Origin of the sequence: Ancylobacter sp. G4_0304, assembly GCF_047501495.1 — a bacterium.
In the GTDB taxonomy this organism is placed as follows: Bacteria; Pseudomonadota; Alphaproteobacteria; order Rhizobiales; family Xanthobacteraceae; genus Ancylobacter.
Genome location: NZ_JAZDRM010000030.1, coordinates 24,292 through 47,903, shown reverse-complemented (window position 1 = coordinate 47,903; position 23,612 = coordinate 24,292). Strand labels below are relative to the sequence as shown.

The 23,612-nt window shown below is 66.8% G+C and carries 25 protein-coding genes and 1 pseudogene; 5 read left to right on the top strand and 21 right to left on the bottom strand.

The genetic code is table 11. The features are described 5' to 3' along the window. Positions 1-5: 5 nt before the first annotated feature. The 3 genes and pseudogenes from VRZ77_RS16510 to VRZ77_RS16500 all read right to left on the bottom strand — a co-directional run bounded on the left by VRZ77_RS16510 (position 6) and on the right by VRZ77_RS16500 (position 2,748). A complete protein-coding gene (locus VRZ77_RS16510; protein ID WP_414593697.1) occupies positions 6-2,132 on the bottom strand; it encodes a DDE-type integrase/transposase/recombinase in 2,127 nt (708 codons plus the stop codon). After that, the gene (locus VRZ77_RS16505) at positions 2,132-2,596 is read right to left on the bottom strand and encodes a hypothetical protein (protein WP_414593696.1); all 465 of its coding nucleotides are present in this window, start codon (positions 2,594-2,596) and stop codon (positions 2,132-2,134) included. Before VRZ77_RS16505 ends, VRZ77_RS16510 begins: the two co-directional genes overlap by 1 nt. A 29-nt stretch (positions 2,597-2,625) precedes the next feature. Then, positions 2,626-2,748: pseudogene (locus VRZ77_RS16500) on the bottom strand. A gap of 162 nt (positions 2,749-2,910) precedes the next feature. Between VRZ77_RS16500 and VRZ77_RS16495 the strand changes: the two are divergent. Next, positions 2,911-3,183, top strand: coding sequence for a hypothetical protein (locus VRZ77_RS16495; RefSeq protein ID WP_414593695.1), 273 nt, complete (start codon positions 2,911-2,913; stop codon positions 3,181-3,183). Here the strand turns inward: VRZ77_RS16495 and VRZ77_RS16490 are convergent. From VRZ77_RS16490 to VRZ77_RS16465, 6 genes are read right to left on the bottom strand one after another with little or no spacing between them, the layout of a single operon-like run. Continuing rightward, positions 3,180-3,377: a GNAT family N-acetyltransferase gene (locus tag VRZ77_RS16490; RefSeq protein ID WP_414593694.1), complete on the bottom strand. Its 198-nt coding sequence runs from the start codon at positions 3,375-3,377 to the stop codon at positions 3,180-3,182. The two genes, VRZ77_RS16495 and VRZ77_RS16490, sit on opposite strands and share 4 nt — an antisense overlap. Further along, positions 3,374-3,604 carry a hypothetical protein gene (locus tag VRZ77_RS16485; protein WP_414593693.1) on the bottom strand — a complete coding sequence of 77 codons (231 nt, stop codon included), beginning with the start codon at positions 3,602-3,604 and terminating at the stop codon, positions 3,374-3,376. Before VRZ77_RS16485 ends, VRZ77_RS16490 begins: the two co-directional genes overlap by 4 nt. After that, on the bottom strand, positions 3,601-3,870 hold the full coding sequence (locus VRZ77_RS16480; protein ID WP_414593692.1) for a hypothetical protein: 270 nt from the start codon (positions 3,868-3,870) through the stop codon (positions 3,601-3,603). Before VRZ77_RS16480 ends, VRZ77_RS16485 begins: the two co-directional genes overlap by 4 nt. After that, on the bottom strand, positions 3,870-4,241 hold the full coding sequence (locus tag VRZ77_RS16475; protein WP_414593691.1) for a hypothetical protein: 372 nt from the start codon (positions 4,239-4,241) through the stop codon (positions 3,870-3,872). Before VRZ77_RS16475 ends, VRZ77_RS16480 begins: the two co-directional genes overlap by 1 nt. A 2-nt stretch (positions 4,242-4,243) precedes the next feature. Next, positions 4,244-4,378, bottom strand: a complete 135-nt coding sequence (locus VRZ77_RS16470; RefSeq protein ID WP_414593690.1) for a hypothetical protein — start codon at positions 4,376-4,378, stop codon at positions 4,244-4,246. A gap of 1 nt (position 4,379) precedes the next feature. Then, entirely contained in the window at positions 4,380-4,652 is a 273-nt protein-coding gene (locus VRZ77_RS16465; RefSeq protein ID WP_414593689.1) for a helix-turn-helix domain-containing protein, read from the bottom strand. Between the two features lie 259 nt (positions 4,653-4,911). Between VRZ77_RS16465 and VRZ77_RS16460 the strand changes: the two genes are divergently transcribed. Together VRZ77_RS16460 and VRZ77_RS16455 are read left to right on the top strand one after the other, a co-directional pair. Continuing rightward, complete coding sequence (locus tag VRZ77_RS16460; protein WP_414593688.1) at positions 4,912-5,574, top strand: XRE family transcriptional regulator; 663 nt, start codon at positions 4,912-4,914, stop codon at positions 5,572-5,574. Further along, complete coding sequence (locus tag VRZ77_RS16455) at positions 5,571-5,999, top strand: hypothetical protein (RefSeq protein WP_414593687.1); 429 nt, start codon at positions 5,571-5,573, stop codon at positions 5,997-5,999. The genes VRZ77_RS16460 and VRZ77_RS16455 overlap by 4 nt, the downstream gene beginning before the upstream one ends. A 480-nt stretch (positions 6,000-6,479) precedes the next feature. Here VRZ77_RS16455 and VRZ77_RS16450 read toward each other — a convergent pair whose 3' ends face one another. After that, complete coding sequence (locus tag VRZ77_RS16450) at positions 6,480-8,807, bottom strand: ComEC/Rec2 family competence protein (RefSeq protein WP_414593686.1); 2,328 nt, start codon at positions 8,805-8,807, stop codon at positions 6,480-6,482. A gap of 145 nt (positions 8,808-8,952) precedes the next feature. On the opposite strand from VRZ77_RS16450, the gene gltX reads away from it, so the two are divergent. Both gltX and gltA read left to right on the top strand, forming a co-directional pair. Further along, positions 8,953-10,386 (top strand): glutamate--tRNA ligase, encoded by a 1,434-nt coding sequence (gltX, locus tag VRZ77_RS16445; protein ID WP_414593685.1) that lies wholly within the window; start codon positions 8,953-8,955, stop codon positions 10,384-10,386. A 274-nt stretch (positions 10,387-10,660) separates the two neighbouring features. Continuing rightward, positions 10,661-11,971: a citrate synthase gene (gene gltA / locus VRZ77_RS16440; RefSeq protein WP_414593684.1), complete on the top strand. Its 1,311-nt coding sequence runs from the start codon at positions 10,661-10,663 to the stop codon at positions 11,969-11,971. 103 nt (positions 11,972-12,074) lie between these two features. On the opposite strand, the gene lpxB is transcribed toward gltA, so the two are convergent. The 11 genes from lpxB to pyrH all read right to left on the bottom strand — a co-directional run bounded on the left by lpxB (position 12,075) and on the right by pyrH (position 23,588). Then, positions 12,075-13,241: a lipid-A-disaccharide synthase gene (gene lpxB, locus VRZ77_RS16435; RefSeq protein ID WP_414593683.1), complete on the bottom strand. Its 1,167-nt coding sequence runs from the start codon at positions 13,239-13,241 to the stop codon at positions 12,075-12,077. Continuing rightward, the gene (locus tag VRZ77_RS16430; protein ID WP_414593682.1) at positions 13,238-14,143 is read right to left on the bottom strand and encodes an LpxI family protein; all 906 of its coding nucleotides are present in this window, start codon (positions 14,141-14,143) and stop codon (positions 13,238-13,240) included. Before VRZ77_RS16430 ends, lpxB begins: the two co-directional genes overlap by 4 nt. Next, positions 14,118-14,948: an acyl-ACP--UDP-N-acetylglucosamine O-acyltransferase gene (lpxA, locus tag VRZ77_RS16425; RefSeq protein ID WP_414593681.1), complete on the bottom strand. Its 831-nt coding sequence runs from the start codon at positions 14,946-14,948 to the stop codon at positions 14,118-14,120. Before lpxA ends, VRZ77_RS16430 begins: the two co-directional genes overlap by 26 nt. Continuing rightward, positions 14,945-15,415 (bottom strand): 3-hydroxyacyl-ACP dehydratase FabZ, encoded by a 471-nt coding sequence (fabZ, locus tag VRZ77_RS16420; protein ID WP_414593680.1) that lies wholly within the window; start codon positions 15,413-15,415, stop codon positions 14,945-14,947. The genes lpxA and fabZ overlap by 4 nt, the downstream gene beginning before the upstream one ends. Next, positions 15,412-16,488 (bottom strand): UDP-3-O-(3-hydroxymyristoyl)glucosamine N-acyltransferase, encoded by a 1,077-nt coding sequence (gene lpxD, locus VRZ77_RS16415; RefSeq protein WP_414593679.1) that lies wholly within the window; start codon positions 16,486-16,488, stop codon positions 15,412-15,414. Before lpxD ends, fabZ begins: the two co-directional genes overlap by 4 nt. A gap of 87 nt (positions 16,489-16,575) precedes the next feature. Further along, positions 16,576-19,002 carry an outer membrane protein assembly factor BamA gene (gene bamA / locus VRZ77_RS16410; RefSeq protein WP_414593678.1) on the bottom strand — a complete coding sequence of 809 codons (2,427 nt, stop codon included), beginning with the start codon at positions 19,000-19,002 and terminating at the stop codon, positions 16,576-16,578. Between the two features lie 212 nt (positions 19,003-19,214). Beyond that, a complete protein-coding gene (gene rseP, locus VRZ77_RS16405; protein ID WP_414593677.1) occupies positions 19,215-20,360 on the bottom strand; it encodes an RIP metalloprotease RseP in 1,146 nt (381 codons plus the stop codon). A gap of 122 nt (positions 20,361-20,482) precedes the next feature. Beyond that, positions 20,483-21,307 carry a phosphatidate cytidylyltransferase gene (locus VRZ77_RS16400; RefSeq protein ID WP_414593676.1) on the bottom strand — a complete coding sequence of 275 codons (825 nt, stop codon included), beginning with the start codon at positions 21,305-21,307 and terminating at the stop codon, positions 20,483-20,485. Between the two features lie 4 nt (positions 21,308-21,311). Further along, positions 21,312-21,995, bottom strand: coding sequence for an isoprenyl transferase (locus VRZ77_RS16395; RefSeq protein WP_414593717.1), 684 nt, complete (start codon positions 21,993-21,995; stop codon positions 21,312-21,314). A 131-nt stretch (positions 21,996-22,126) separates the two neighbouring features. Beyond that, positions 22,127-22,690: a ribosome recycling factor gene (gene frr / locus VRZ77_RS16390; protein ID WP_414593675.1), complete on the bottom strand. Its 564-nt coding sequence runs from the start codon at positions 22,688-22,690 to the stop codon at positions 22,127-22,129. A gap of 163 nt (positions 22,691-22,853) precedes the next feature. After that, positions 22,854-23,588 carry a UMP kinase gene (gene pyrH / locus VRZ77_RS16385; RefSeq protein WP_241618853.1) on the bottom strand — a complete coding sequence of 245 codons (735 nt, stop codon included), beginning with the start codon at positions 23,586-23,588 and terminating at the stop codon, positions 22,854-22,856. Between the last annotated feature and the right edge of the window lie 24 nt (positions 23,589-23,612).

Sequence of the window (23,612 nt, the reverse complement as noted above, 5' to 3'; positions counted from 1 at the left end):
GACTTTCAAATCCCGGCTTCGGCCGGGTTTTCTTTTTCCAGAGGGTCGCCATAAGTCAGGGCGAACCCCTTGAATTCCGATCCCTCGCGATAACCGCCGAGCCACAGCACATCCGCCGGAGCCACAGGCTGGCCGGCGCCCATGCGCTCGGCGATGGCGCAAGCGCGCTTCCAGCGGTCATGCGGGTTTTCTTCGCGGCGGATCGGGGTGACGTTTTCCTCGGCCAGCAGGCGCTGCTGGAGCTCGCGGATCTCAATCGGCATCTGCGCGGGCGGCGCCGGCGGAGCCGTTGCCTCGGCGGCGGCATCAAGTGCCGGCGTGGTGTAGGCTTCCTCGCGCTTCGGGAAGGTCAGCAGCGTCGCCGCATGGCCGGACGCCTCGCGGCGGATCGCGTCGGCCACGTCGCGCGGCTTGACCTTGATCCTGCGCAGTTCCTTGGTGCGCTCGGCGAGGAGCGACTTCTGCTCGGCCTGTGCGCGGCGGACCGCCTCGGCCGGGTCAATGCCGGCGAGCTCGGGCGCGATCGCCTCGCCGAGATAGCTTTCGCCGGCGGGATCGAACAGGAAGGCGCGGCCCATATCCGCCGGGTCCATGCGAACCAGCACCTCGGTTCCAACAGGAACCGCCGCGACGACATACTTGGTGTAGTCGATCTGGACGCCTTCCTTGCCGACCACGCGAATTCCGTTGGAACCCGCGATCGGCGCCAGCAGCATGTCGAGCGCGCGGATATCCGGCCGGCGGATCGTAGTGCGGTCGGCGCTGGCGACGACAAAGGGGGTTTGACCGCCGAGGCCGCTATGCGGTCGATGCGCATAGCGATCCTCGGCCCATCGGTCGCAATAGTCCTGGAGCTCGTCCGGCGTCAGGTCGACCACGAAAGCCTTGTCGGGATCGCAGCCGAGCCGCTGGGCGAAGGCGCGGCGACCCTCGATCGCCTTGCGGTCGGATACCGAGTGGCCGATGAAGCCCGGCAGCGTGCGCATCAGGTCACGCTGCACCGTGCCGATCGCGCGCTCGATCGTACCCTTTTGCCAGGGTGAGAACGGAGCGGAGAGCTCGACCTCGATGCCGAGGCCCGCCATGACGCGCTGGGTGGCCTTCGCCACGAAGTCCGAGCCGTTGTCGGTTTTCACCCGCTCGGGGACGCCCCAAGCGATGATGGCGCGGCGCATCAGGAGGCAGACCGCCGCAGAGCGCGGCGTCTTGGTCACATGAACCATCAGGCGGCGCGAGAAAACGTCGATCGCGACATAGATGCTGTAGCGGCCATCCTTGGTGAGCACGTCGGCCGGCGACGCGTCGATGGCCCAAAGCTCGTTGCAGCGACTCACGAGGTGCGCCGACCGGCCCGACACTCGCAGCCGATCCTTGAACGCGTCGGGATTGGTCAGCGCCATCAGCTCGGCGGCATAGGTCTGCCGCCATGTTTTCAAAGCCATTTGAAAGGTGCGGACGGTAGGCAGCGGCACCACGTCGCCGCCGATATCGAGCACCTCGCCGAACCGGTCCTTCACCACTGTGCGGACATGGTCGGCGGAGAGGAACGGGTTCTGCGCCATGTGCGCGAGGATCACCGCGCGGACCTCGCCATCATTGGCGATATCGAGGGCACCACGGCCGCGCCGGGCGGCGCCCTTGTCGACGCCGAGCCGATGCGTCTCGCCGGCCTTACGGGCGGCACGCCAGCGAAACAGGGTCCGCGGGGTGATGGTGCGGACAGAGGCCCGGACCCATTCCGCGACCTCGATCGAGCCCACCTCGAAGGCTTTGCAGAACAGCGCGTCGGCGCGGGCGCGCGACAGGCCACCCTCACGGGTGAAACGGTCGAGCGCCACCATGATGGCCAGCCGTGCGTCCCGCGCCTCGGCGGCCGCGCTGGAGAGCCGTTCGGCTTCCGGCTCGGCCTCGGCGGCTTGAGCCACCGGCAGCGGGACGTCGATCGCCGCAAGCTGCGCTGACGCACAGGCGAAACGAACATCCGGGGGCAGATCAGCGAGGTCGTAGAAGCGAGGCCGGCCGGTGCCGGTGCCAACGCGATAGCGCCAGCTTTCTCGGGTTGCGCGCATTTCGGTCGCACGCTTGGTCAAACTGAGGATGTCGGCGATCTCGCCGATCGACAGCTCCCGCATCAGCGCGCTCCCCGCCACTGGCGCCGTCCGGCGCGGGCAAGACGCTCCAGGCGCTCCATCTGCTCGCGCGCCATGGCCTCCTGGATGGCGCCGACATAGCGCGTCTCGATGCTCACGCGGTCGAGCGGATCAAGCGCGAGCTGGAGCGGGCGATGGTCGCCCGTCACCGCGCACAGCGCCACGAGACGAGCGAACGAGATCGTGTGTTCGTCCTTGGCCTGAGAGGCGTAATTGTCGAGCATGGCCTTGGAGACCGCCTCGCCGCCGAGGTACTCGGTCATTTCCGCCGCGATCTGCTCGCGGGTCCTGTCTTTGCAGCCGTCGAGGACCTCGGCGACCGCCAGCGCGATCCGTTCGCGCAGGGTGCGGGCGCGGAGCACGCGCTCGTCCGGCCGGTCGGTGACCGCCGGCGGCGTCCAGTCGGCGAACAGGTCGAGGGTGCGGGTGTCGCGGCGGCGATTCATGATCAGCGCCTCCGCGCCGGAAATGAAGCGAGCACCTGCCGGATTTGAACCGGCGCGAGGTCGGCCGACCTCCCGAGATGCGGCAGGTTGCGACCCTGCAACAGTGCTCGGCTCCGCTCGTGCGGCGCGCTACCAGACTGCGCCAAGGTGCTCATATGCCCTGGTGGAAAAGGAGCCGGACGGGCGGCGTGCGGCGCGCCCGCCCGGCAGTTTTCGCTAGGGAGGTTGCGGGTAGCCCCGCCGCCCCACCACTGGCGCAGGTGGCGCGCTTCCCCGACACTGAGGTCGCCAAACAACGAGTCGGGAGAAGAGGAATGGACGTTAAAGTTATCGCCAAGAACATCGAGTTCGATGGACTGGTCGGCCCCTACATGCGAGACGCCGGCCCTATGTATCCCGCCTTCAACGTGAAGTTTTCCATTTTGAGCCAAGGCAATAACGTTGACCTGACCTTCGCTGTCGGCGAGGAGGGGCTCGGCATCAACGACGCACTTCCGAGCGCTCGCAAGCTTTTGGCCGAGTTCGCTGAGGCGCTGCGGATTGAGGCCGAGAGTGGCGATATGGGACATGCAGAACCCCAGTCCTAGTCGGCTTGCAGGCGGCTGAGATGCAGCACGGTCTCGGCGTCGAGCCCTTCGGCGCCGAGCTTCCGCAGGATCTTGCGGATCATCTTCCGGCCGATCCTTTTGGACCGATGCCGCTGCGAGAGCGCATAATTGATCAGCGCCCAAGTGAGCTCGGTTTCCGGCGAGCGAACGGCGGTTTCCTGACCGGAACTCATGACCGACCCTCCACCTTGGCCGCTTCCTTGCCGGCGGCGGTGAGCGCCACCGTTGCGAGGCCGGCGAATTTCTTGGCGACGAGGCCGCGCGCTTCCAGCGCATCGACTGTCGCCGGAGCGATGATCTGGCCGTCGCCGAGCGCCCATCCGCGACGCACTCGATGCGCGGGCGGGCTGCCCGCAAGATGCTGAAGGGCGCCGCGCATGGCGTCGCTGAGCGACTTCATGCCGCCCTCCCGAATTCGGTGGGCAGCGGCATGGCGCGCCAGAGTGATGCGCCCGGATGGCGCTTGAGGGCAGGCGAGGTGTTGAGCCAGAGCGCGAGCCCGGCCGCGACATCGGCATCGCCGAGCACGAGCACGCTGTGCTTGTTGACGGCCTCCCCGATCAGCATGGTCGCGGTATCCGCAGGACCGGGATCGACGGTGACCGAGCCCGACCAGTAGATGCAGCCGGAGCGGTGATCGGGTTCGAGGCGACCGATGACGTACATTATGCTGCCCCCCCGATGCCAAGGGTGACGCGCAGCGAGTTGAAGTACCGCTCGATCGGGCCCATGCGGCAAGCTGCCTGGAGCGCCCCCATCACCTCGACGCGGATGCCGAGATCGGCGAGCGCCTTAGCCGGCAGCGGACATCCGCTGTCGACATAGATCAGCTCCGGCGCACCGGAGCCGCGCACGGCGGTCCGCAGCGCCGTCATTACCGCAAGCTCGCGGTCGCTACCGACCTGCGAGGTGATGATGCGCCGTGTCGCGACATCCATCACGACGGCGACATGAGGCCGTCGACCGTCACGCATGGCCGCATCGAGCGTTGCGACGTCGATCAGCCAGCGGGAGCCATGGGCGGGAGACGGGCGCATGATCACCTCACCGCCTGGAGCAGGCCGACGAGCGTGCTCAACGAACCCACCATAAGGGTGAGGAACACAAGGAAGGTGGTGAGCGCATCGCCAGGGCGGCGGTAGCGGCGTGTGCGAAGGCGCGGATTGAGTGTCATGTCAGGCGACCTCGCGCGATTGGACATGGCGGACTGAGGCGGAATCGCTATGCTTCGCTCGTTGCAGCAACGGCTGACTGATCGGGATGCGGACCCCTGCGGAGGTCCAGTGTTCCGGGAACAAGTCTTCCGGGCGGACCCCGATCTTGGCGGCCAGAACGCGTTCGATAAATTGGGAGGGCTGACCTCCCGCCGCGTACTGAACCGCTTGTCGGGTGACGCCTATTTCTCGTGCGAGAGCCGTCCAGGACGACCCCGCCAGCTTGAGCTGCATCAGGATCCACACCCGCCTTTCGGCGGGTTTTTTCGGGATGTCAGAGCTTGCGTTCGCTATTGCCATGGCAAGGAGCTTTAGACGTCCAATTGGACGTGTCAACTCCATTTGGCCGCTTCGCAAAGCGCCGATTGGCCCTTAGAGCGTCTATTTGGACTAATACATTGATTGGTAATGGTATTTTCCTTCGCGAAACTGGGGCGCCAATCGGCCCTAGTTTCTTCGCGAAGAACAAGTTTTTCTGCGAAAGGCCCACACTGTGAGCATTGGCGAGCGAATCAGGACGTTTCGTGAGGCCAACGGCTGGACGCTCGCGGAAATGGCGGACCGTTTGGATGTCCAGATCTCGGCGCAGTCGCTAGGACGCTACGAACTCAGCAAGCGAGTGCCTGACGCAGACCTTCTTGCGGCGATCGTCCGTTTGGGCTGCGACCCCGTCGCGCTTCTTATGGGTCCGGGCGCTTCGCAACCACAAGCCCAGTCTCAATCTCAAAGCATGGCGCCAAAGACTGCCTCCATGATCGAGCGGCTTGCCTTCCGCGCCTCTGCCGGCAACGGTTTCGTGGCTCTCGACGAGACGGGAGAGACGGTGCCGATCCACGACGAGGTTTTGCGCCGCCTCAATCTGCGGGCCGAGCATGCGCGCTATATCGAGGCCGATGGCGACAGTATGGTGCCGACCCTTCATCATGGGGATCCTATGATCATCGACGTCTCGCCCGACGCGCGCGCGCGCATCCGGGACGGCGCGATCTATGTGTTCAGGATCGGGGATGAGGCCTACGTCAAGCGGTTGCGGCGTGAGCCAGGCACCATCATCATGATGTCGGACAATCGAGACGCCTTCCCCGAACGGGCTGTCCCTGCTGGGGAAGCCTTTAAGATCATCGGCCGCGTGCGCTGGGGGGAGAGAGAACTTTGAGAGCAGCCGCTATCGCAGTGTTGTTTTTTTGGATGTCTTCTCAGGCATTGGCCTTTGAGGAGCTTCCGATCAACTTTATGTACTGTTCCGATACATCCGAAAAGGCGGATTGTAAAAAAAACGTCCAGAGGATGGAAGATGATAATAAACGCGCATGGAAGGGCGACTATGCTGGCCAGCGCAATGTTGCGTATTGCCTCAGCTCAGGTTGTGGTGGCCTGGTGATTCAGAATAAAGCGCTCGGATGCGCGTGGCGGATCGTAATTATTGGCTCGGGAAGCCCAAAGGTCGATGCGGGCGACATATCGAACATAAAATACGAGTGCGGTCGCTTGGATGCCGCCGAAGCGTCGGCAGCAAAGGCCCAGGCTGCGACCATTTATCGAACCGTTTTCAAGAGGGAGTTGCCCGCGGTTGCGTGGTGATATCCGTATGAGCGATCACGACTTTCAGCAGCGCCGACAGCGGATGGACGATTATCGCGCCCGCTCGCTGCCAAGTTTCGGTCGTATCTTCGTTGCCGCTCTAGTCGTAAAGGGGCCCCTGCCGTGCTGCTCAGGATGCGACGCCATGGACGGGACGACTCTTGAAGCCCCTCCGACGTTCCCGTTTGCGTGGTGCTCCGAGCATCGTTCATGTACTTGTTCCTGGCGAGGGCTTACAGAATCCCAGATGGACCGTCGCTCCCGCTAGGCGATGACATCTGATCCTTCGCGCCGGCCTGGTTGCGCAGAAACGCTGACATCTGATCCTTCGCGCCCCGTTCCGTGGAAAAGCTTCCCGCCGCCGCCCGCAAATGCCGGCCAGATATAGCTTTTGACCGTTCGATCCCGGCTATTCCCGCCTGATCCCGTCAGAGCCACTACTGACATCTGATCCTTCGGGTAACATCTCCGACGAAGAATCTAGGGCTCCGACGCGTCATCGCCGGCCGTCGGCGCCTCGCGTGGCGTGGCGGTCTCGCCGGACGGCGTTGCCCCTTCCGCCTTCGCCAGAGCGCGCGCGTCAGCCTGGCCGAAGCCGGGATGCCAGAGCCGCCTCGGCTGTTCCGGTCGCGCGGTCTCGACCCGCCAGCCCCCTTCTTCGTCGGCATACAGCGCCACTCCGCCGATCTGCCGGCGCGGATCGATCCGCAGCACCTGCGCGGCGCAGTCCTTAGGCGGCGTCGCGCTCGTCACCACCAGCGCGGCCAGCCGGCAATCATCGGCCAGCGAATCCGGCCGGCGCGACAGCGCCACGCGCGCGCCGCGCATGGTCTCCAGCGTGCAGCCTTCGGCATCGCAGCGTGGCGCATAAAGATCAGGCGCGGCCCCGGCCGTCGTGGCGCGTTCGCCCTCCATGCCGCGCCATTGCTCCACGGCAAAACGTCGCTCCAGCCTGGCATCGCGGTCGCCCATGACATGGAGCCGGCCGTCCGTGCCGCGCACCGCCACCGTCCGCGCCTGCGTATCCACCAGAACATCGGGCAGCGGCGCGCGCGCGCCGAGCCACAGCGCGCCCGCAAGCATCGCCGGGGCCAGCACGATCAGCCAGCTTCGCGCGAGGCACAGCACGATCAACGCACCGCTCAGCAGAATCATGCTCGCCGCCGGCATGGCGCGGATGCCGCTATCGGCCCCCGGCAGCGCCGCGACCGCATTCGACACCGCCACCATGGCATCGATGCCCCATCCCATCGCCCACCACGCCGCCCCGTCCCAGCCGAACGGCATCAGCAGGCAGCCGATCAGCCCGGCCGGCATGATGATGAACGAGACCAGCGGCGTGGCCGCGAGATTGGCGATGAGGCTCAGCGGCGCCAGCCGGTGGAAGTGGAAGGCGGCATAGGGCGCGGTGGCGAGCCCGGCCGCCAGCGAGGTCAGTGCCAGCGCCGCGACATAGCGCGCCGGCATGCCCGCAATTCCCCCGCCCACGGCCGCCCCCGCCGGCCGGGACAATCGATCGCCAAAACGCTGATAGGCCGCCACCAGCGCCAGCGTCGCGGCGAAGGACATCTGCGCGCCGGGGTCGAGGATCGCCCACGGGGTGAGCACCAGCACGGCGAGCGCGGCCAGCGCCAGAGTGCGCAGCGTCAGCGCCGGGCGGGTCGCGATCACCCCCGCCAGCACCAGCAGCGTCATCACATAGGAGCGCTGCGTCGGCACCTCCGCGCCGGACAGCACCAGGTAATAGGTCGCCGCCAGCGCCGCCGGCACCGCTGCCCATGCCTTGATCGGGTAGCGCAGCGCCAGCGGCGGAAACAAGGCGAGCAGCGCCCGTACCAGGAAGAACACGGTGGTCGCGACCAGCGCCATGTGCAGGCCGGAGATCGACAGCACATGCGACAGGCCGGAAATGCGCATGCTCTCCTCGATCGGCTCGGGCACCGCGTCGCGCAAGCCGGTGACCAGCGCCACCGCGATGCCACCTGCCGCGCCCGGCACGCTCGCCGTGATGCGCGCCGCTATCTCGTTGCGCCGGGCGTCGAGCCAGGCGGCAAGGCGCAGCGAGAGCGGCACCGGGCCGGGCGCGGCGCTCTCCTGCGCCTTGCCCAGCGCGAAGCCCGTGGCGCCGATACCATCGAACCAGGCGGCGCGGCCGAAATCGAAGCCGCCCGGCCACGAGGCGCCCGGCGGCGGGGAGAGGGTGGCGCGCAGCGTCACATGGCTGCCGATTGCCGGGGGATCGCGCGTCGCCAGCGTCACGCGCACGCGCTCCGGCACCGTGCTCAGCCGACGCTCGATGCCCGTCACCTGTAGGGTGATGCGGCTGCCGCGCGGGCGCCGCTCGCGCGCCTCGACGAAACCGGACAGCTTGACCGCGGTCAATGTCTGCGCGAGCACCGGATGGGCGAGGCGCTGCACCTGCAGGCTCGCCACGGCGAAGCCGCAGGAGATCGCCGCCGCCAGCGCGAAGAGATGAAACGCCCCGGCCCGCGCCCGCGCCAGCCAGGCCAGCGCGACGATCAGCCCGGCCGGCAGCAGCGCGACATACGCCATTGGCTCATACTCGGCGCCGAAATACAGCGCCACGCCGAGGCCGAAGCCGATGACGGCGTAGAGAAAGCCGCGCCGGTCCTCGACCTCGTGCGCCAGCGCCGCTCCAAGCGCGGCCGGCAGACGCCCCGCGAGGCCTTCCGGCAGAAAGGGCAGGCCGGCCACGGGACCGCGCGCGACCTCGCCCGCCGCCCGCGCGCCGATGCGCGCCGGGACGACGCTCCCCTGCTCCGGCCGATGTTCGCCCCCGGCTGCCACGCCTCGCTCCGGCGCTCTTGCGCACCCGATGCGGCCGGCGGCCGCTCCGGTGCCTTTTCCCCTGTCCCGGACCTATGGTACACGCACCGTCCGCGCCCGCTATGCTTTGGCCCGCCTGATTTCCGCGGCGCGAGACGGAATTGACATGTCCGAGAAGGTCGTTACCCGCTTCGCCCCCTCGCCCACCGGCTTTTTGCACATTGGCGGCGCCCGTACCGCGCTGTTCAACTGGCTCTACGCTCGCGCCAAGGGCGGCACGATGCTGCTGCGCATCGAGGACACCGACCGCCAGCGCTCGACGCCCGAAGCCATCGAGGCGATCATCGACGGGCTTAAATGGCTCGGCATCGACTGGTCCGGCGACGTCGTCTACCAGTTCGCCCGCGCGGCGCGCCATCGCGAGGCGGTGGAGCAGATGATCGCCGCCGGCCGCGCCTATCCCTGCTACGCCACGGCGCAGGAGCTGGAGGAGATGCGCGAGCTGGCCCGCAAGGAGGGCCGCGCCCCGCGCTATGACGGGCGCTGGCGCGACCGCGACCCCTCCGAGGCTCCCGCCGGCGCCAAGCCCGCGATCCGCCTCAAGGCGCCGACGGAAGGCGAGACGGTGATCGACGATCTGGTGCAGGGCCGCGTGGTGTTCCAGAACAAGGAACTCGACGACCTAGTGTTGCTGCGCTCGGACGGCACGCCGACCTATATGCTCTCGGTGGTGGTCGACGACCACGACATGGACGTCACCCACATCATCCGCGGCGACGACCACCTCACCAATGCCGCGCGCCAGACGCAGATCTACCATGCGCTGGGCTGGCAGGCGCCGAAGATGGCGCATATCCCTCTGATCCACGGGCCGGACGGCGCCAAGCTCTCCAAGCGCCACGGCGCGCTCGGCGTCGATGCCTATCGCGCCATGGGCTATCTGCCCGCCGCGCTGCGCAACTATCTGGTGCGCCTCGGCTGGAGCCATGGCGATCAGGAAATCTTCTCCACCGAGGAAATGAGCACGCTGTTCGACCTCGACCGGGTGGGTCGCTCGGCCGCGCGCTTCGACTTCGCCAAGCTCGAGAACATCAACGGCCACTATATGCGCGCGACCCCGGATGCCGAGCTGGTGGCCGCGATCGATGCGCTCATTCCCTACCTGCCGGACGGCGCCGCGCTTGCGAGCGCCCTCACCCCGGAGAGGAAGGCCCAGCTTTTGGCGGCGATGCCCGGCCTCAAGGAGCGCGCCAAGACGCTGGTCGAGCTGATCGACAGCGCCTCCTATATCTGGCGCGCCCGTCCGCTGGCGATGGAGGACAAGGCGAGCGCCCTGCTCACCCCGGACGCGCGCCGGCTTTTGGCAGCGGCGGGCACGGAACTGAAGGCGGTTTCCGACTGGACGGCGGCCGGCACCGAGGCCGCCGTGCGCAAGGCGGCGGAGACCGCCGGCGTCAAGCTCGGCGCCATCGCGCAGCCGCTGCGGGCGGCGATGACCGGGCGCACCACCTCGCCGGGAATCTTCGACGTGCTGGCGGTTCTGGGCAAGGAAGAGGCGCTGGCGCGGCTGGCCGACCAGACCGCCTCGACTATTGGATGATCCCGCTTCAGCAGGAATATGATGCGACTGCGAAATAACGGAATCCAAGCGCTGGAAACCATCTGGCAGCCCTCGGATACCTCATTCGCTGCGCTTGCGAGCAGCAGGCGAAACCGCTACCACTTGGGAAATCGGGCCAAAGGAGGGCACCCCGCCCTCCGGCGACGCATGCCAATACAGCGCGGCGCGGCACCTTTCCGAACAGACACGCAAGGTCACGCTCCGTAACGTACCACCCCATCGACATATCGGTCCATTTCCTAGGGAGATCCGCATGGACGCCAGTAACGGCAATTCGGCGAAATCCGCCACTCTGACCATTGGCGAGAAGAGCTGGGATCTCCCGATCCTGAAGGGGACCATCGGCCCCGACGTGGTGGATATCGGCAAGCTCTATGGCCAGACCGGAATGTTCACCTACGACCCCGGCTTCACCTCGACCGCGAGCTGCGAAAGCTCGATCACCTATATCGATGGCGACGAGGGCGTCCTACTCTATCGCGGCTACCCGATCGAACAGCTCGCCGAGAACGGCGACTTCCTTGAGACCTGCTACCTGCTGCTCTATGGGGAGCTGCCCACGGCGGCGCAGAAGGCCGATTTCGACTACCGCGTCACGCGCCATACCATGGTGCACGAGCAGATGAGCCGGTTCTTCCACGGCTTCCGTCGCGACGCACATCCCATGGCGGTTCTGGTCGCCTCGGTCGGCGCGCTCTCGGCCTTCTACCACGACAGCACCGACATCGCCGATCCGCAGCAGCGGATGATCGCCTCGATCCGCATGATCGCGAAGATCCCGACCCTGGCCGCGATGGCCTACAAGTACCACATCGGCCAGCCCTTCGTTTATCCGAAGAACGACCTCGACTACCCCTCGAACTTCCTGCGCATGTGCTTCTCGGTTCCCTGCGAGGAGTACAAGGTCAACCCGATCCTCTCGCGCGCCATCGACCGCATCTTCATCCTGCACGCCGACCACGAGCAGAATGCCTCGACCTCGACCGTGCGCCTCGCCGGCTCCTCCGGCGCCAACCCCTTCGCCTGTATCGCCGCCGGCATCGCCTGCCTGTGGGGACCGGCGCATGGCGGCGCCAACGAGGCGGCGCTCAAGATGCTCGGCGAAATCGGCTCGGTGGACCGCATCCCCGAATACATCAAGCGCGCCAAGGATAAGAACGATCCGTTCCGTCTGATGGGCTTCGGCCATCGCGTGTACAAGAACTACGATCCGCGCGCCAAGATCATGCAGAAGACCTGCCATGAAGTGCTCGGCGAGCTCGGCATCAAGGACGATCCGCTGCTCGACATCGCCGTCGAGCTGGAGCGCATCGCGCTGCAGGACGAATATTTCGTCGAGCGCAAGCTTTACCCGAACATCGACTTCTATTCGGGCATCACGCTGCGCGCGCTCGGCTTCCCGACCTCGATGTTCACCGTGCTGTTCGCCCTTGCCCGCACCGTGGGCTGGATCGGCCAGTGGAAGGAAATGATCGAGGATCCCGGCCAGCGCATCGGCCGTCCGCGCCAGCTCTACACCGGCGCCACCTCGCGCGACTACGTTCCGATCGCCCGCCGCAAGTGAGCGGGCGCGCCGCCGGGCCTCAGGGTTCGGCGGTCGTTCCTGAATGAAGAGCCCCGTCTTCCCGTCAGTGGAAGGCGGTTTTTTTTTCTTTTCATATAAGTCGTTAGCGGGAGGTCAGCACGTCCAGCACCGCGCGGGCGGCATGGCGACTCGGGCTCTCACCGTCCTGCCCCATGATGGTGTCCAGCCGGGCGAAGGCCGCGAGCTGCGCCTCGCGCTCTGCCCCGCCCTCGATCAGCCGGCGCAGCTGCGCGGCCATGGCGGGCGGATCGATGTGCCATTGCAGATATTCCGGCATGGCGTTCTCGCCGAGGATCAGGTTCGGCAGGATCGCGGTCTTGACCCGGATGATGTAGGGCGCGATCCGCCCCTCCAGCCAAGGCACGCGATAGGCCGCGACGGTGGGAATGCCGGCAAGCGCCAGTTCCAGCGTCACCGTGCCCGAGGCGGCGAGCGCGGCGCGGGCCTTGCGGAACCAGCGGCGCTTCTCGTCCTCGTCGACCACGATGCGCGGCCTCACCGGCCAGCCCGCCACCATCTCCTCGACCTGCGCGAGCCGTCGCGGCAGGGTCGGCAGCACGATTTCCACCTCAGGGCCCTTCGCCTGAAGGCGTGCCAGCACCTCGCCGAATGTAGTTCCGAGCCGGCTCAGTTCCGCGCGCCGGCTGCCCGGCAGCACCAGCACCACGGGCGGCCCGGCCTCGCGGCGCGCCGCCTCCTGCGCGTTCGGGCGCAGATGATCCAGCTCGCCAAGCAGCGGGTGGCCGACATAAACGGTGGGCGGACCGCCGAGCCGGTGCATCTCCTCTGGCTCGAACGGCAGCAGCGCCAGCACGCGGTCGATATCCGGCGCCATGGCCTTCGCCCGCCCCGGCCGCCACACCCAGACCGTAGGCGCGACATATTTCACGATCCGCAGATCGGGCCGCTTTGCCCGGACGCGCCGGGCCACGCGATGGGTGAAATCGGGCGCGTCGACCAGCACCAGAATGTCCGGCGGCGCGGCGAGGATCGCGTCCACCGTGCGCCGCAGGCGATTAAGGATGCGCGGTAGGCCGCTGATCACCTGCGCGAAGCCCATGGCGGTGATGTCCTCCATGGGAAACAGGCTCGAAAGCCCCTGCGCCTGCATCCGCGCGCCACCGACGCCGCGGAAACGGACGCCGCCGGGCGCGAGAGCGGCAAGTTCCGCCATCAGCCCGGCCGCCAGCGCATCGCCGGATTCCTCGCCGGCGACGATGAAAACGTCGAGCGGCCGCTCCCCGCTCACGGTGTGGTCTCCGGCGCTTCGGCCGGAAAGGCATAGATGAACAGGCCGGCGGCATCGGCCGCGCGCAGCAGCGCCTCGACATCGCTGACGATCACCCCGCCGGCCTCGACCGCGATGCCGGCGAGCCCGGCACGGGCGGCGCCCTCCACCGTGCGCGGGCCGAGCGAGGGCATGTCAATGCGCCGGTCCTGCCCGGCCTTGGGCCGCTTGACCAGCACCCCGCACGGCGCCGGCCTCTTGATGCGGCCATTGGCGCGCAGCTCGGCAACGCGCGCGAGCATCAGGTCGGTGCCTTCCGCTGCCTCCAGCGCCACCACATGGCGGTTCATCACCACCACGCCCTGCCCGATATCCAGCGGGCCGGTGACGCCCAGCACGCGGCGCCCGGTCTCGATGTCGTCCATCTGTTCCTGCGACGGCGCGCGCGCGCCGAGCCGGCCGGCGGGAATCAGGATATCCGGCGCCAACTCATGGGCGCCGAGCAACCGGAAGCCGGATTCCTCGAAGAGGCGCGCGATACTGGTGAGCAGATGGTCGTCGCCGCCGCGCAGCATGGCGAACACGCGCGGGAACAGACGGATCGTGGTCCAGTCCAGCCTTATGTCGCGGATGCGCGGGCGCAGCACATTGCCGATCATCACCACATCGCGACAGCCATGGCGGCGCAGCTCGGCTGTCAGCGTGCCGAAGCGGCCGATGGGAATCCACACATGCGGCCATTGCTCGACGTCAGGGCCCGCGAATCCCCGGATCGGGAACAGCACCACCCGGCGCCCCGCCCGGCGCGCGGCGGCCGCGACCGCGAGCGGAAACGCGCCGCCGCCGCAGATGATGGCGAGCGGCTCTCCGCCGGGCTCGCCATCGCTCAGCGCGGCATCAGGCCGCCGCGGGCTCGGCGGCATGGTCGTCGGCATCGGCGGGAACGGTGAGGCGGCGCTTGCCGGCACTGCGCACGAAGGCGACGATCTTCATGACATTGGCGTCGTCACCGAATTCGCCCGCCACGCGGTCGGTGCGCTCGGCAAGGGTGCCCGCGCCATAGAACAGCTCGCGATAGGCGGCCTGAAGCTGACGGCGCTGCAGCAGCGTGAGGCCCCGGCGCTTCAGCCCGGTATAGTTCAGCGAACGCAGGCCGGCATGGCCTTCCATCATCAGCCCGAACGGGATGATGTCGAAATGCACGCCGCACATGCCGCCGATCATCGCGCCGTCGCCGATGCGGGTGAACTGGTGCACCGCCGACAGTCCGCCGATGAACACATTGTCGCCGACCGTGACATGGCCGGCGAGCGTCGCATTGTTGGCGAAGATCACCTGATTGCCGACGACGCAGTCGTGGGCGACATGGCAGCCGACCATGAACATGCAGTTATCGCCCACCACGGTCTCCATGTGCCCGCCGGCGGTTCCGGGGTTCATGGTGACGTGCTCGCGGATGATGCAGTTGCGGCCGATGACGAGCCGGCTCGGCTCCCCCTTGTAGTGATAGGATTGCGGGGGAAAGCCCAGCGCGGCGAAGGGATAGACCACTCCGCCCTCACCGATGCTGGTGTGGCCGGAAATCGCGACATGGGAAATGAGCTTTACCCCCGCGCCGAGCTCGACATGCGCGCCGACCGTGCAGAACGGGCCGATCTCGACGCCCTCGCCCAGCTTCGCGCCATCCTCGACGCGCGCCGTGGGGTCGATCTTCACCTTGTCGGTCATTTTGCTCCTTCGCGCGAGATCATCGCGCCGACTTCCGCCTCGGCGACGAGTTGGCCGTCCACCTTCGCCTCGCCCCGGAACCACCACATGTTCCGGCGCTTGTTCAACTGCGTCATGTGATATTCGAGCACATCGCCCGGCACTACCGGCTTGCGGAATTTTGCCTTGTCGATGGTCATGAAATAGACCCGCGTCGGGGCCGCCTCGCCGGGCTCGCCGAGCAGGCAGATCGCGCCAGCGGTCTGCGCCATGCCTTCGAGAATCAGCACACCGGGCATCACCGGGTTCTCCGGGAAATGGCCCTGGAAATGCGGCTCGTTGGCGGTGACGTTCTTGATGCCGATCGCGCGCTTGTCGCTCTCGATGCCGACGATCTTGTCGACCAGCAGGAACGGGTAGCGATGCGGCAGCACCGCGAGGATTCTCTGGATATCGGCGCTCCCCAGCGCCTCGGTCGGAGCGTTCATGTGCCCGTCTGTCCTTCCTGTACACCCTTCGGTCCGCCCGGCGCCTCCCCGCGCCCGAGCCGTTGAACCGCCATCACTTCGCGGAACCAGTCCCGCATCGGCTTGGCCGGCGAGCCGCCCCACTCCACGCCGGGGGGCACGTCGTCCTTGACGTTGCTGGTCGCGGCGATGCGCGCGCCGTCGCCGATCCGCACATGCCCGATCACGCCGACCTGCCCGCCGAGCACGACATAGTCGCCCAGCGTGGCGCTGCCGGCGATGCCGGTCTGCGAGACGATGATGCAGTGGCGACCGATCACCACGTTGTGGGCGATCTGCACCAGATTGTCGATCTTGGTGCCCTCGCCGATCACGGTGTCGCGCAGGCCGCCGCGGTCGATCGCGGTGCCCGCGCCGATCTCCACATCGTCCTGGATCACCACGCGGCCGATCTGCGGAATTTTGGCATGGCTCGCGCCGCCGAGATAGCCGAAGCCGTCCTGCCCGATGCGCGCGCCCGGATGCACGATGACCCGGTCGCCGAGCAGCGCATGAAGCAGCGAGACGCCGGGGCCGATCGAGCAGCCGCGCCCGATGCGCACGCCTGGCCCGATCACCGCGCCGGCAGCGATGCTCGTGCCTTCGCCGATTTCTGCACCCGGCCCGATCACCGCGCCCGGATCGATGGTGACGTCACCTTCGAGCCGCGCCTGGGGGTGCACCACGGCACCCGCCGCGACGCCGGACTGGGCGAAGACCGGACCCGGGCGCAGCATGTCGGCATGGAGACGGCGCGCGACAGCGACGAAGGCGGCATGGGGCTTGTCGACCACCACGGCCACGGTACCGGCCGGGACATGGGAGGCGTAGCGCGGAATGACGAGACAGACACCGGCACGGGTCGCGGCCAGTGCGGGCACGTTGCGCGCGCCCTCCATATAGGTGAGTTCACGCGGCCCGGCGCCTTCCAGCGAGGCGACGCCGGTGACGCAAATCGCCGGGTCAGCACCTTCGGCCGCCGTGCCGCCGACAAGCGTGCAGATGTCGCCGAGCGACAGCGGAACCGGGTCGGCATGGAAGACCGGATCGCTCATCCTGAAGCACGCCGCCCTTTGTCGATCAAACAAACCGGCGGCCCGGAGAACCGGACCGCCGATCAACTCTCAAGCCGGATCAGACGATCAGAAGCGGGTGCCGCCGCTGAAGCGGAAAGCCTGCGTCTCGTCGTAGTCTTCCTTGGTCAGCGCCCAGGCATAGTCGAAGCGCAGCGGACCGAAGGGAGACTTCCAGATCAGGCTCACGCCGACCGAGGAGCGGATCATGTCGCTGTCGGCGACGCAGACATTGTTCAGCCCCTGGGTGTTCGACCCGGCGATCGCCGAACAATCGGTCAGGTTGTTTTCCCAGCCGGCAATGTTGGTGAAGGTGGTGTCGCCCTGATAGTCCCAGAGCGAGCCGGCATCGGCGAACACCGCGGCCTTCAGGCCCATTTCCTTGGGCAGGAAGGTGAGCGGGAACTGCAGCTCAGCCGTGGTGCCCCAGTAGAGCGTGCCACCCAGCGCGTCCGGCTGGTCGTCAAGCTGGCCCGAGGCCAGGTCGCGCGGGCCGATGCCGTTAGGCTCGAAGCCGCGCACCAGATCAGGACCCTTGAAGAAGTTGTCCAGGATGCGAAGGTTTTCGCCACCCCACGAAGTGATGTTACCGGCCTGACCGCGCAGCATCAGCACGAAGTCGCCATAGACCGGAATGTACCAGCGCGAGTCGAAAGTCGAGCGCAGGTAGTTCACGTCGCCACCGAGCCCGGCGAAGTCCTGCTTGAGTTCGAGCAGGTAGCCGCCGGTCGGCTCAATGTTGTTGTCCAGCATATTGTAGGACAGCGTGTAGCCGATCGCCGAGGTGATGGCCGGGTCGTTATTGACCTCGCGCAGCGCCCACGACACGTCGCTGTAATTGATCGCGCACTGCAGCGCCGTGTAATAGTCCGGGCACTCGTCAATCGAGATTTCCTTGCGCGACAGCGTGTAGCGCAGGCCCAGCGTCAGCTCGTCGGTAAGCGGCAGACCGAGTCGCAGCGTGCCGGCGGCTGTCGAGGTATCGTAGGGGCTGTAATCCGTCTCGGTGGTTTCCTTCCAGGACAGATCGAAGCCGGCCGCGACGCGGTAATCGAGGAAATAGGGCTCGGTGAAGCTGAACTCGGCGCCCTGCACGTTCTCGCCGAGCGAACCGGCAAGGCGGACATACTGGCCGCGCCCGAGGAAGTTCTTCTCCGAGACCGCGACTTCGCCGATGAAGCCATCCGTCGTCGAATAGCCGCCCGAGATCGAGAACTCGCCAGTGGGCTGGTCCTCGACCTGCACGACCAGGATCACGCGGTCCGGCGCGGTGCCGGGCTCATTGGTGATCTTCACATCCTTGAAGTAGCCAAGGTTGCGCAGACGGCGCTCGGCGCGGTCGATCAGCACGCGGTTATAGGCGTCGCCCTCCGCGAGGTCGAACTCACGGCGGATAACCCAGTCGCGGGTACGGGTGTTGCCGCGGATTTCGATGCGCTCGATATAGACGCGTGGACCTTCCTCGACCGCGAACACCAGCGAGATGGTGCGGTTCTCGACATTGCGGTCGCCACGCGGACGCACCTGAGCGAACGCATAGCCCGCCTTGGAGACTTCGATGGTCGCGTTCTCGACCGACTTCTCGACCAGATCGGCGTTGTAGACCTGACCCTTCTGCACGCGCAGCGCGGAGCGGATGGTGGCCGGCTGCACATCCTTGATGCCGGAGACGACCTCGACGTCACCCACGCGGTACTGCGGGCCCTCGTCCAGCACATAGGTCAGGATGAACCCTTCCTTGGCGCGGTCGAGGTCGGCGGTCACCGACACGATCCGGAAATCGGCATAGCCGTTCTTCAGGTAGAAGCGGCGCAGCAGCTCCTGGTCGTTATTGATGCGATCGACGTCATAGACGTCGGTGTTCTTGAGCCACGAGAGCCAGTTGGTCTCGGTCGTGGTCATTTCGTCCTTGAGCTTGTAGTCCGGGAACGCCTTGTTGCCCACGAACTTGATGCCCGCGATGCCGAGCTTCTCGCCCTCGGTGATCTCGAACACGAGGTCGACACGGCCCTGCCCGCGATCGATGGTCTTGGGCTCGACGCGCACGTCGTAGCGGCCCGAGCGGCGATACAGCTCGATGATGCGCTGGGTGTCGGCCTGCACCGTGGTCTTGGAGAACGGCGCGCGCGACTTGGACTGCACCTCGCTGGCGAGCTGCTCGTCCTTGATCTTCTTGTTGCCTTCGAAGGCGACGCGGTTGATGACCTCGTTCTCGGTCACGCGCACGACCAGGCGGCCGCCGGCATGGCTGATGGTGACATCGGAGAACAGGCCGGTCGCGTAGAGCGACTTCAGCGCTTCGTCGATCTTGGCGGGGGTCAGCGACTGACCCGGCTGAGTCGCGAAATAGGAGCGGATGGTCTCGGCGTCGACGCGGCGATTACCCTCGACGACGATGGAGCTGGCGGTCTGCGCAACGGCGCTGACAGGCACGACGACGGATCCGGCGACCCCAGCCACGGCCATCAGTGCCACCACACCGACCACCGAAGCCATCTTACTCACAAACCGGACACAAACAGTCATTTGGTGCGCAACCTTACCGTTGTTCTGGGCACAGACTCATCCACTCGCGCGGACAGGCACAGCCCTTCACCCTGCGTCCCGCTTTGTACAGGCTTTTGGTATGCCTGCAAACCAAAGCGGCTCCCGACCCACGCCTTTTCCCAAGGGCGTGGCTCACAGGCCACGCCCTTGGGAAAACAGGGTCAAGATTTTGATATATTGAGTATATCGTTCCACGTAGCAAACAGCATCAACATCAGAACAAGTGCCAGACCGATGCGGAATCCGACCTCCTGCGCCCGGTCGCTGAGCGGCCGGCCGCGTAGCGCCTCGATGGCGTAGAAGAGCAGATGCCCACCATCGAGCAAGGGTACCGGGAAGAGGTTAAGAAGTCCGATCGAGACCGAAAGCACGGCGGCGAGCTGCAGTAGCGCGCCGAATCCGAAGGTCGCGACCTGCCCGGAGACCTGCGCAATGCGGATCGGGCCGCCGAGCTGGTCGGCCGATTCCCGCCCGGTCACCACACCGCCGAGATAGCTGAAGGTACGATCGACGATGAACCACACTTCATGAGTCGCCGCCGACACCGCCGCGACCGGGCCGAGCCGCTCGGTCTTCACCTGGCCGTTGCCGGTGGTGCGGGAGATGCCCAGCACGCCGAGCCGGTGGACATTGCCGAAGCTGTCGGTGATCTCGCGCCGGTCGGGCGTCGCCTCGATCACGATGTTGCGCCCATCGCGGGCAACCTCGACATCGAGCTTTACGTCGGCATTCGCGCTGACGATGCGCTGCATGTCGCTGAACGTCTCGATCTTCGTGCCGTCAATGGAGAGAATCACATCGCCCGGCAGGAAGCCCGCGCGCTCGGCGGCGCTGCCGGCCTGCACGGCGTCGACCTGCGGCGTCGTCACCTGCCGGCCGACCGTCATGAACAGGCCGGCGAAGATGACGATGGCAAGGATGAAATTGGCGATCGGCCCGGCGGCGACGATGGCCGCGCGCGCCCCCACCGGCTTGTGGAAGAAGCTGCCGCGCCGGTCCTCCTCGCTCATGGTCTGGAGCGAATCGCGGTCGGGCGTGCTGGCGGCGTTCTCGTCGCCGAGGAATTTCACATAGCCGCCGAGCGGGATCGCCGAAAGCTTCCAGCGCGTACCGTGACGATCATTGAAACCGACGATCTCCGGCCCGAAGCCGACCGAGAACGCCACCACGCGCACCCCGGCCCGGCGGGCGACCCAGAAATGGCCGAGCTCATGGAAGAACACGACGATGGTCAGCACGAAGAGAAACGGCACGACATAGCCGAGCAGCCAGCTCGCATTGCCACCCATCGAGGCGAGAAAATCCATGTGTCAGCACAGTCCCAAATGAGCACGCCGGACGACGCGCCCCTCACTCATGCGTGAGGTTTAAGGCCAAGTTGGGCAAAAGTCCGCCCGAATCCGAAATCTGCCGCGCCGGATCGCCGCATTCACCAGATCAGCAACCCGCGCGCCGGGGCCTCGGGCGCGTGAAGGAGGCCGATCGCCAGCGCCAGCGCCGCACCGACGATGAAACCGTCGAGCCGGTCCATCAGCCCGCCATGGCCGGGAATCAGGTGGCTGGAGTCCTTCACGCCGAAGCGCCGCTTCATCGACGATTCGAACAGGTCGCCGCCCTGGCTCGCCACGCTGACCACGAAGGCGACCGGCGCGGCGTAGAGGAAGGAATCGATCCCCGCGACGCGAAGCACCAGCACGCCGGCGAGCGTCGCCAGTATCGCCCCGCCGAGCGCGCCGGACCAGGTCTTGTTCGGGCTGACGCGAGGCCACAGCTTTGGCCCGCCGATCAGCCTTCCGCAGAAATAGGCGGCGATATCGGTGGTCCACACCACGGCGAGCAGCCAGCCGAGGCTGATGAGCCCAAGCGTGGGATCGGCACGCAGCAGCTGCGCGGGGAACACCACGCCGGCGGCATAGACCATGCCGCCCAGCGCCCAGAGCCGCTCCCGGCTGCCGCCGCGCGCCACCAGCGCAAGCGCCGCCGCGCCAAGCAGCGTGAGGACAAGCGTGAGCGGGAGAGTGCCGTTAAATTGCAGGTTCGCCTGCGCCGCCGCCAGCGCGCCGCCGCCCAGCGCCAGGAGCACGCCACCCGGCCGCGCGGCGATCATGCCCAGCCATTCCCACAGCACGAGAATCGCGGCGATGGCGAGCAGTGCGGCGAAGGGCCAGCCGCCGACAAAGGCGGCGAACAGTACCACCGGCGCCAGCAGCATCGCCGAGGCGACCCGCGGCAGGAGATCGGGACCGACTGCCAAACTCTCAGCGCCTGCGGTTGTCGACGCCGCCGAAGCGCCGCTCGCGCCGGCCATATTCGGTCAGCGCGCTCTCGAACCAGGAACGATCGAAATCCGGCCACAGCACGGGCAGAAACACCAGTTCGGCATAGGCTGCCTGCCACAGCAGGAAATTGGACAGGCGCTGCTCGCCGCTGGTGCGGATCACCAGATCGAGCGAGGGCAGGTCCGCCGTATCAAGCCGCGCGGCCAGCAGATCGGGCGTGATCGCCTCCGGGGAGAGCCGGCCCTCGGCGACGTCGCGCGCCAGCTGCTGCGCGGCGCGGGCGATCTCGTTGCGCGCGCCGTAATTGAAGGCGACGGAGAGCACGAGCCCGGTATTGGCACGGGTCAGGGTTTCCGCCTCGCGGAACAGGGATTCGACCTCGTCATCGGTCGGGTGGCCCTCGCCGATGATGCGTACGCGCACATTGTCGGCGTGAAGCTTCCTGAGATCGGACCGCACGAATCGCTTCAGAAGGCTCATCAATTCGCCGATCTCGGCGGCCGGGCGCGTCCAGTTCTCGCTGGAAAAGCTGTAGAGCGTCAGCGCCTCGATACCGAGTTCGGCCGCGGCACGCACCGTCCGGCGCACCGCCTCGACGCCGCGCCGATGCCCCTCGAAGCGCGGCAGGCCGTGGGCGGTCGCCCAGCGGCCATTACCGTCCATGATGATGGCGACGTGACGCGGGACGGCTCCGCCAGCCGCTCCCGGCGTCTCCGCCCGGGTCGAGGTGCTTGCAGGCAACTCGATATTCGCGATCTTCACGGAGAGCCCCCTCTGCGCGCGTCAGCGCTTGGCTATACTGCCAGAATTTCCTTTTCCTTCGACGCCACGATCTGGTCGACTTCGCCGATCGACTGATCCGTCGCCTTCTGGACCTGATCGGCGAGACGATCGAGATCGTCCTTGCTGACGTCGCCGTCCTTCTCCGCCTTCTTCAGCGTGTCCAGCCCGTCGCGACGCACATGGCGCACCGAGACGCGCGCGGCCTCGGCATATTTGTGCGCGACCTTGACCAGTTCCTGACGACGATCCTGGGTCAGCTCGGGAATGCGCACGCGGAGCACCTGGCCCTCGGTCTGCGGATTGAGCCCGAGATTGGACTCGCGGATCGCCTTCTCGACGGCGGAGACCATGCCACGATCCCACACCTGCACCGAGAGCAGGCGCGGCTCGGGCACGTTGACCGAGGCGACCTGGCTCAGCGGCATGTGGCTGCCATAGGCGTCGACCTGGATCGGCTCCAGCAGGCTCGCCGAGGCGCGCCCGGTGCGCAGGCCGCTCAGCTCCTGCTTGAGGACGCCAATGGCACCCTGCATGCGACGCTTCAGATCGGCGATATCGATGGGACCAGTGCTCATAGCGGACCTCGTTTCATTCCCCTGACCGCGGTGCCGGAAGCATACGCTCCCCGCAACGGCGCTCCAGGCTCCGTCATTCAAACGCGGCTATATCGAATGGATCGGCCGCCGAGGCAAGCAGGACGCAATGACTTAATCAAATACAGACAAAGAACGACAGCTATCACGGGGCGACAGTGGTCGACCGCCCCTCCCCGCAAATGGCGGCGGCGATGGCGCCGGGCTCGCGGATCGAGAACACCACGATCGGCAGCTTGGCCTCACGGGCCAGCGCGAAAGCGGCGGCGTCCATCACCTTCAGGTCCTTGGCGAGCGCGTCGTCATGGGTCAGGCGATCATAGCGGGTGGCGGACGGGTTGGTCTTCGGATCGGCGGTGTACACGCCGTCGACATTGGTCGCCTTCAGCACCGCGTTGCATTCCAGCTCCGCCGCGCGCAGCACCGCGCCGGTGTCGGTGGTGAAGTACGGATTGCCGGTGCCGCCGGCCAGCAGCACGATACGCCCGCGCGACAAATGGCGGGCGGCGGTCTGGCGGGCATAGGGCTCGCAGATGGTCGGCATGGGAATAGCGGACAGCGTACGTGCCGGGCTGCCGGCATGCTCGATCGCCTTTTCCAGCGCGAGGGCGTTCATCACCGTCGCCAGCATGCCCATATGGTCGGCGGTGGCGCGGTCGAGCCCCTGCCCCGCGACGCTGGCGCCGCGCAGGATGTTGCCGCCGCCCACGACGACCGCGACCTCAGCGCCGGTGCGCCGGGCCTCGACCAGATCGGCGGCGATGCCCTCGATGGTCGGCCAGTGGAGGCCGAACGCCTCGCTGCCCATGAGCGCCTCACCGGAAACTTTGACCAGCACGCGCGCATAGGCGCAGGTGCCGGGCTCAGGCAGCGTCGACATGAGGAACCTCAAATGACATCAAAG

Coding starts and splice junctions, on each gene's coding strand:
- VRZ77_RS16510 (WP_414593697.1), bottom strand. CDS start 2,132: ATGCGGGAGCTGTCGATCGGCGAGATCGCCGACATCCTCAGTTTGACC.
- VRZ77_RS16505 (WP_414593696.1), bottom strand. CDS start 2,596: ATGAATCGCCGCCGCGACACCCGCACCCTCGACCTGTTCGCCGACTGG.
- VRZ77_RS16495 (WP_414593695.1), top strand. CDS start 2,911: ATGGACGTTAAAGTTATCGCCAAGAACATCGAGTTCGATGGACTGGTC.
- VRZ77_RS16490 (WP_414593694.1), bottom strand. CDS start 3,377: ATGAGTTCCGGTCAGGAAACCGCCGTTCGCTCGCCGGAAACCGAGCTC.
- VRZ77_RS16485 (WP_414593693.1), bottom strand. CDS start 3,604: ATGAAGTCGCTCAGCGACGCCATGCGCGGCGCCCTTCAGCATCTTGCG.
- VRZ77_RS16480 (WP_414593692.1), bottom strand. CDS start 3,870: ATGTACGTCATCGGTCGCCTCGAACCCGATCACCGCTCCGGCTGCATC.
- VRZ77_RS16475 (WP_414593691.1), bottom strand. CDS start 4,241: ATGCGCCCGTCTCCCGCCCATGGCTCCCGCTGGCTGATCGACGTCGCA.
- VRZ77_RS16470 (WP_414593690.1), bottom strand. CDS start 4,378: ATGACACTCAATCCGCGCCTTCGCACACGCCGCTACCGCCGCCCTGGC.
- VRZ77_RS16465 (WP_414593689.1), bottom strand. CDS start 4,652: ATGCAGCTCAAGCTGGCGGGGTCGTCCTGGACGGCTCTCGCACGAGAA.
- gltX (WP_414593685.1), top strand. CDS start 8,953: ATGTCCGAGAAGGTCGTTACCCGCTTCGCCCCCTCGCCCACCGGCTTT.
- gltA (WP_414593684.1), top strand. CDS start 10,661: ATGGACGCCAGTAACGGCAATTCGGCGAAATCCGCCACTCTGACCATT.
- VRZ77_RS16430 (WP_414593682.1), bottom strand. CDS start 14,143: ATGCCGCCGAGCCCGCGGCGGCCTGATGCCGCGCTGAGCGATGGCGAG.
- lpxA (WP_414593681.1), bottom strand. CDS start 14,948: ATGACCGACAAGGTGAAGATCGACCCCACGGCGCGCGTCGAGGATGGC.
- fabZ (WP_414593680.1), bottom strand. CDS start 15,415: ATGAACGCTCCGACCGAGGCGCTGGGGAGCGCCGATATCCAGAGAATC.
- lpxD (WP_414593679.1), bottom strand. CDS start 16,488: ATGAGCGATCCGGTCTTCCATGCCGACCCGGTTCCGCTGTCGCTCGGC.
- bamA (WP_414593678.1), bottom strand. CDS start 19,002: ATGGCTTCGGTGGTCGGTGTGGTGGCACTGATGGCCGTGGCTGGGGTC.
- rseP (WP_414593677.1), bottom strand. CDS start 20,360: ATGGATTTTCTCGCCTCGATGGGTGGCAATGCGAGCTGGCTGCTCGGC.
- VRZ77_RS16395 (WP_414593717.1), bottom strand. CDS start 21,995: ATGGACGGTAATGGCCGCTGGGCGACCGCCCACGGCCTGCCGCGCTTC.
- frr (WP_414593675.1), bottom strand. CDS start 22,690: ATGAGCACTGGTCCCATCGATATCGCCGATCTGAAGCGTCGCATGCAG.
- pyrH (WP_241618853.1), bottom strand. CDS start 23,588: ATGTCGACGCTGCCTGAGCCCGGCACCTGCGCCTATGCGCGCGTGCTG.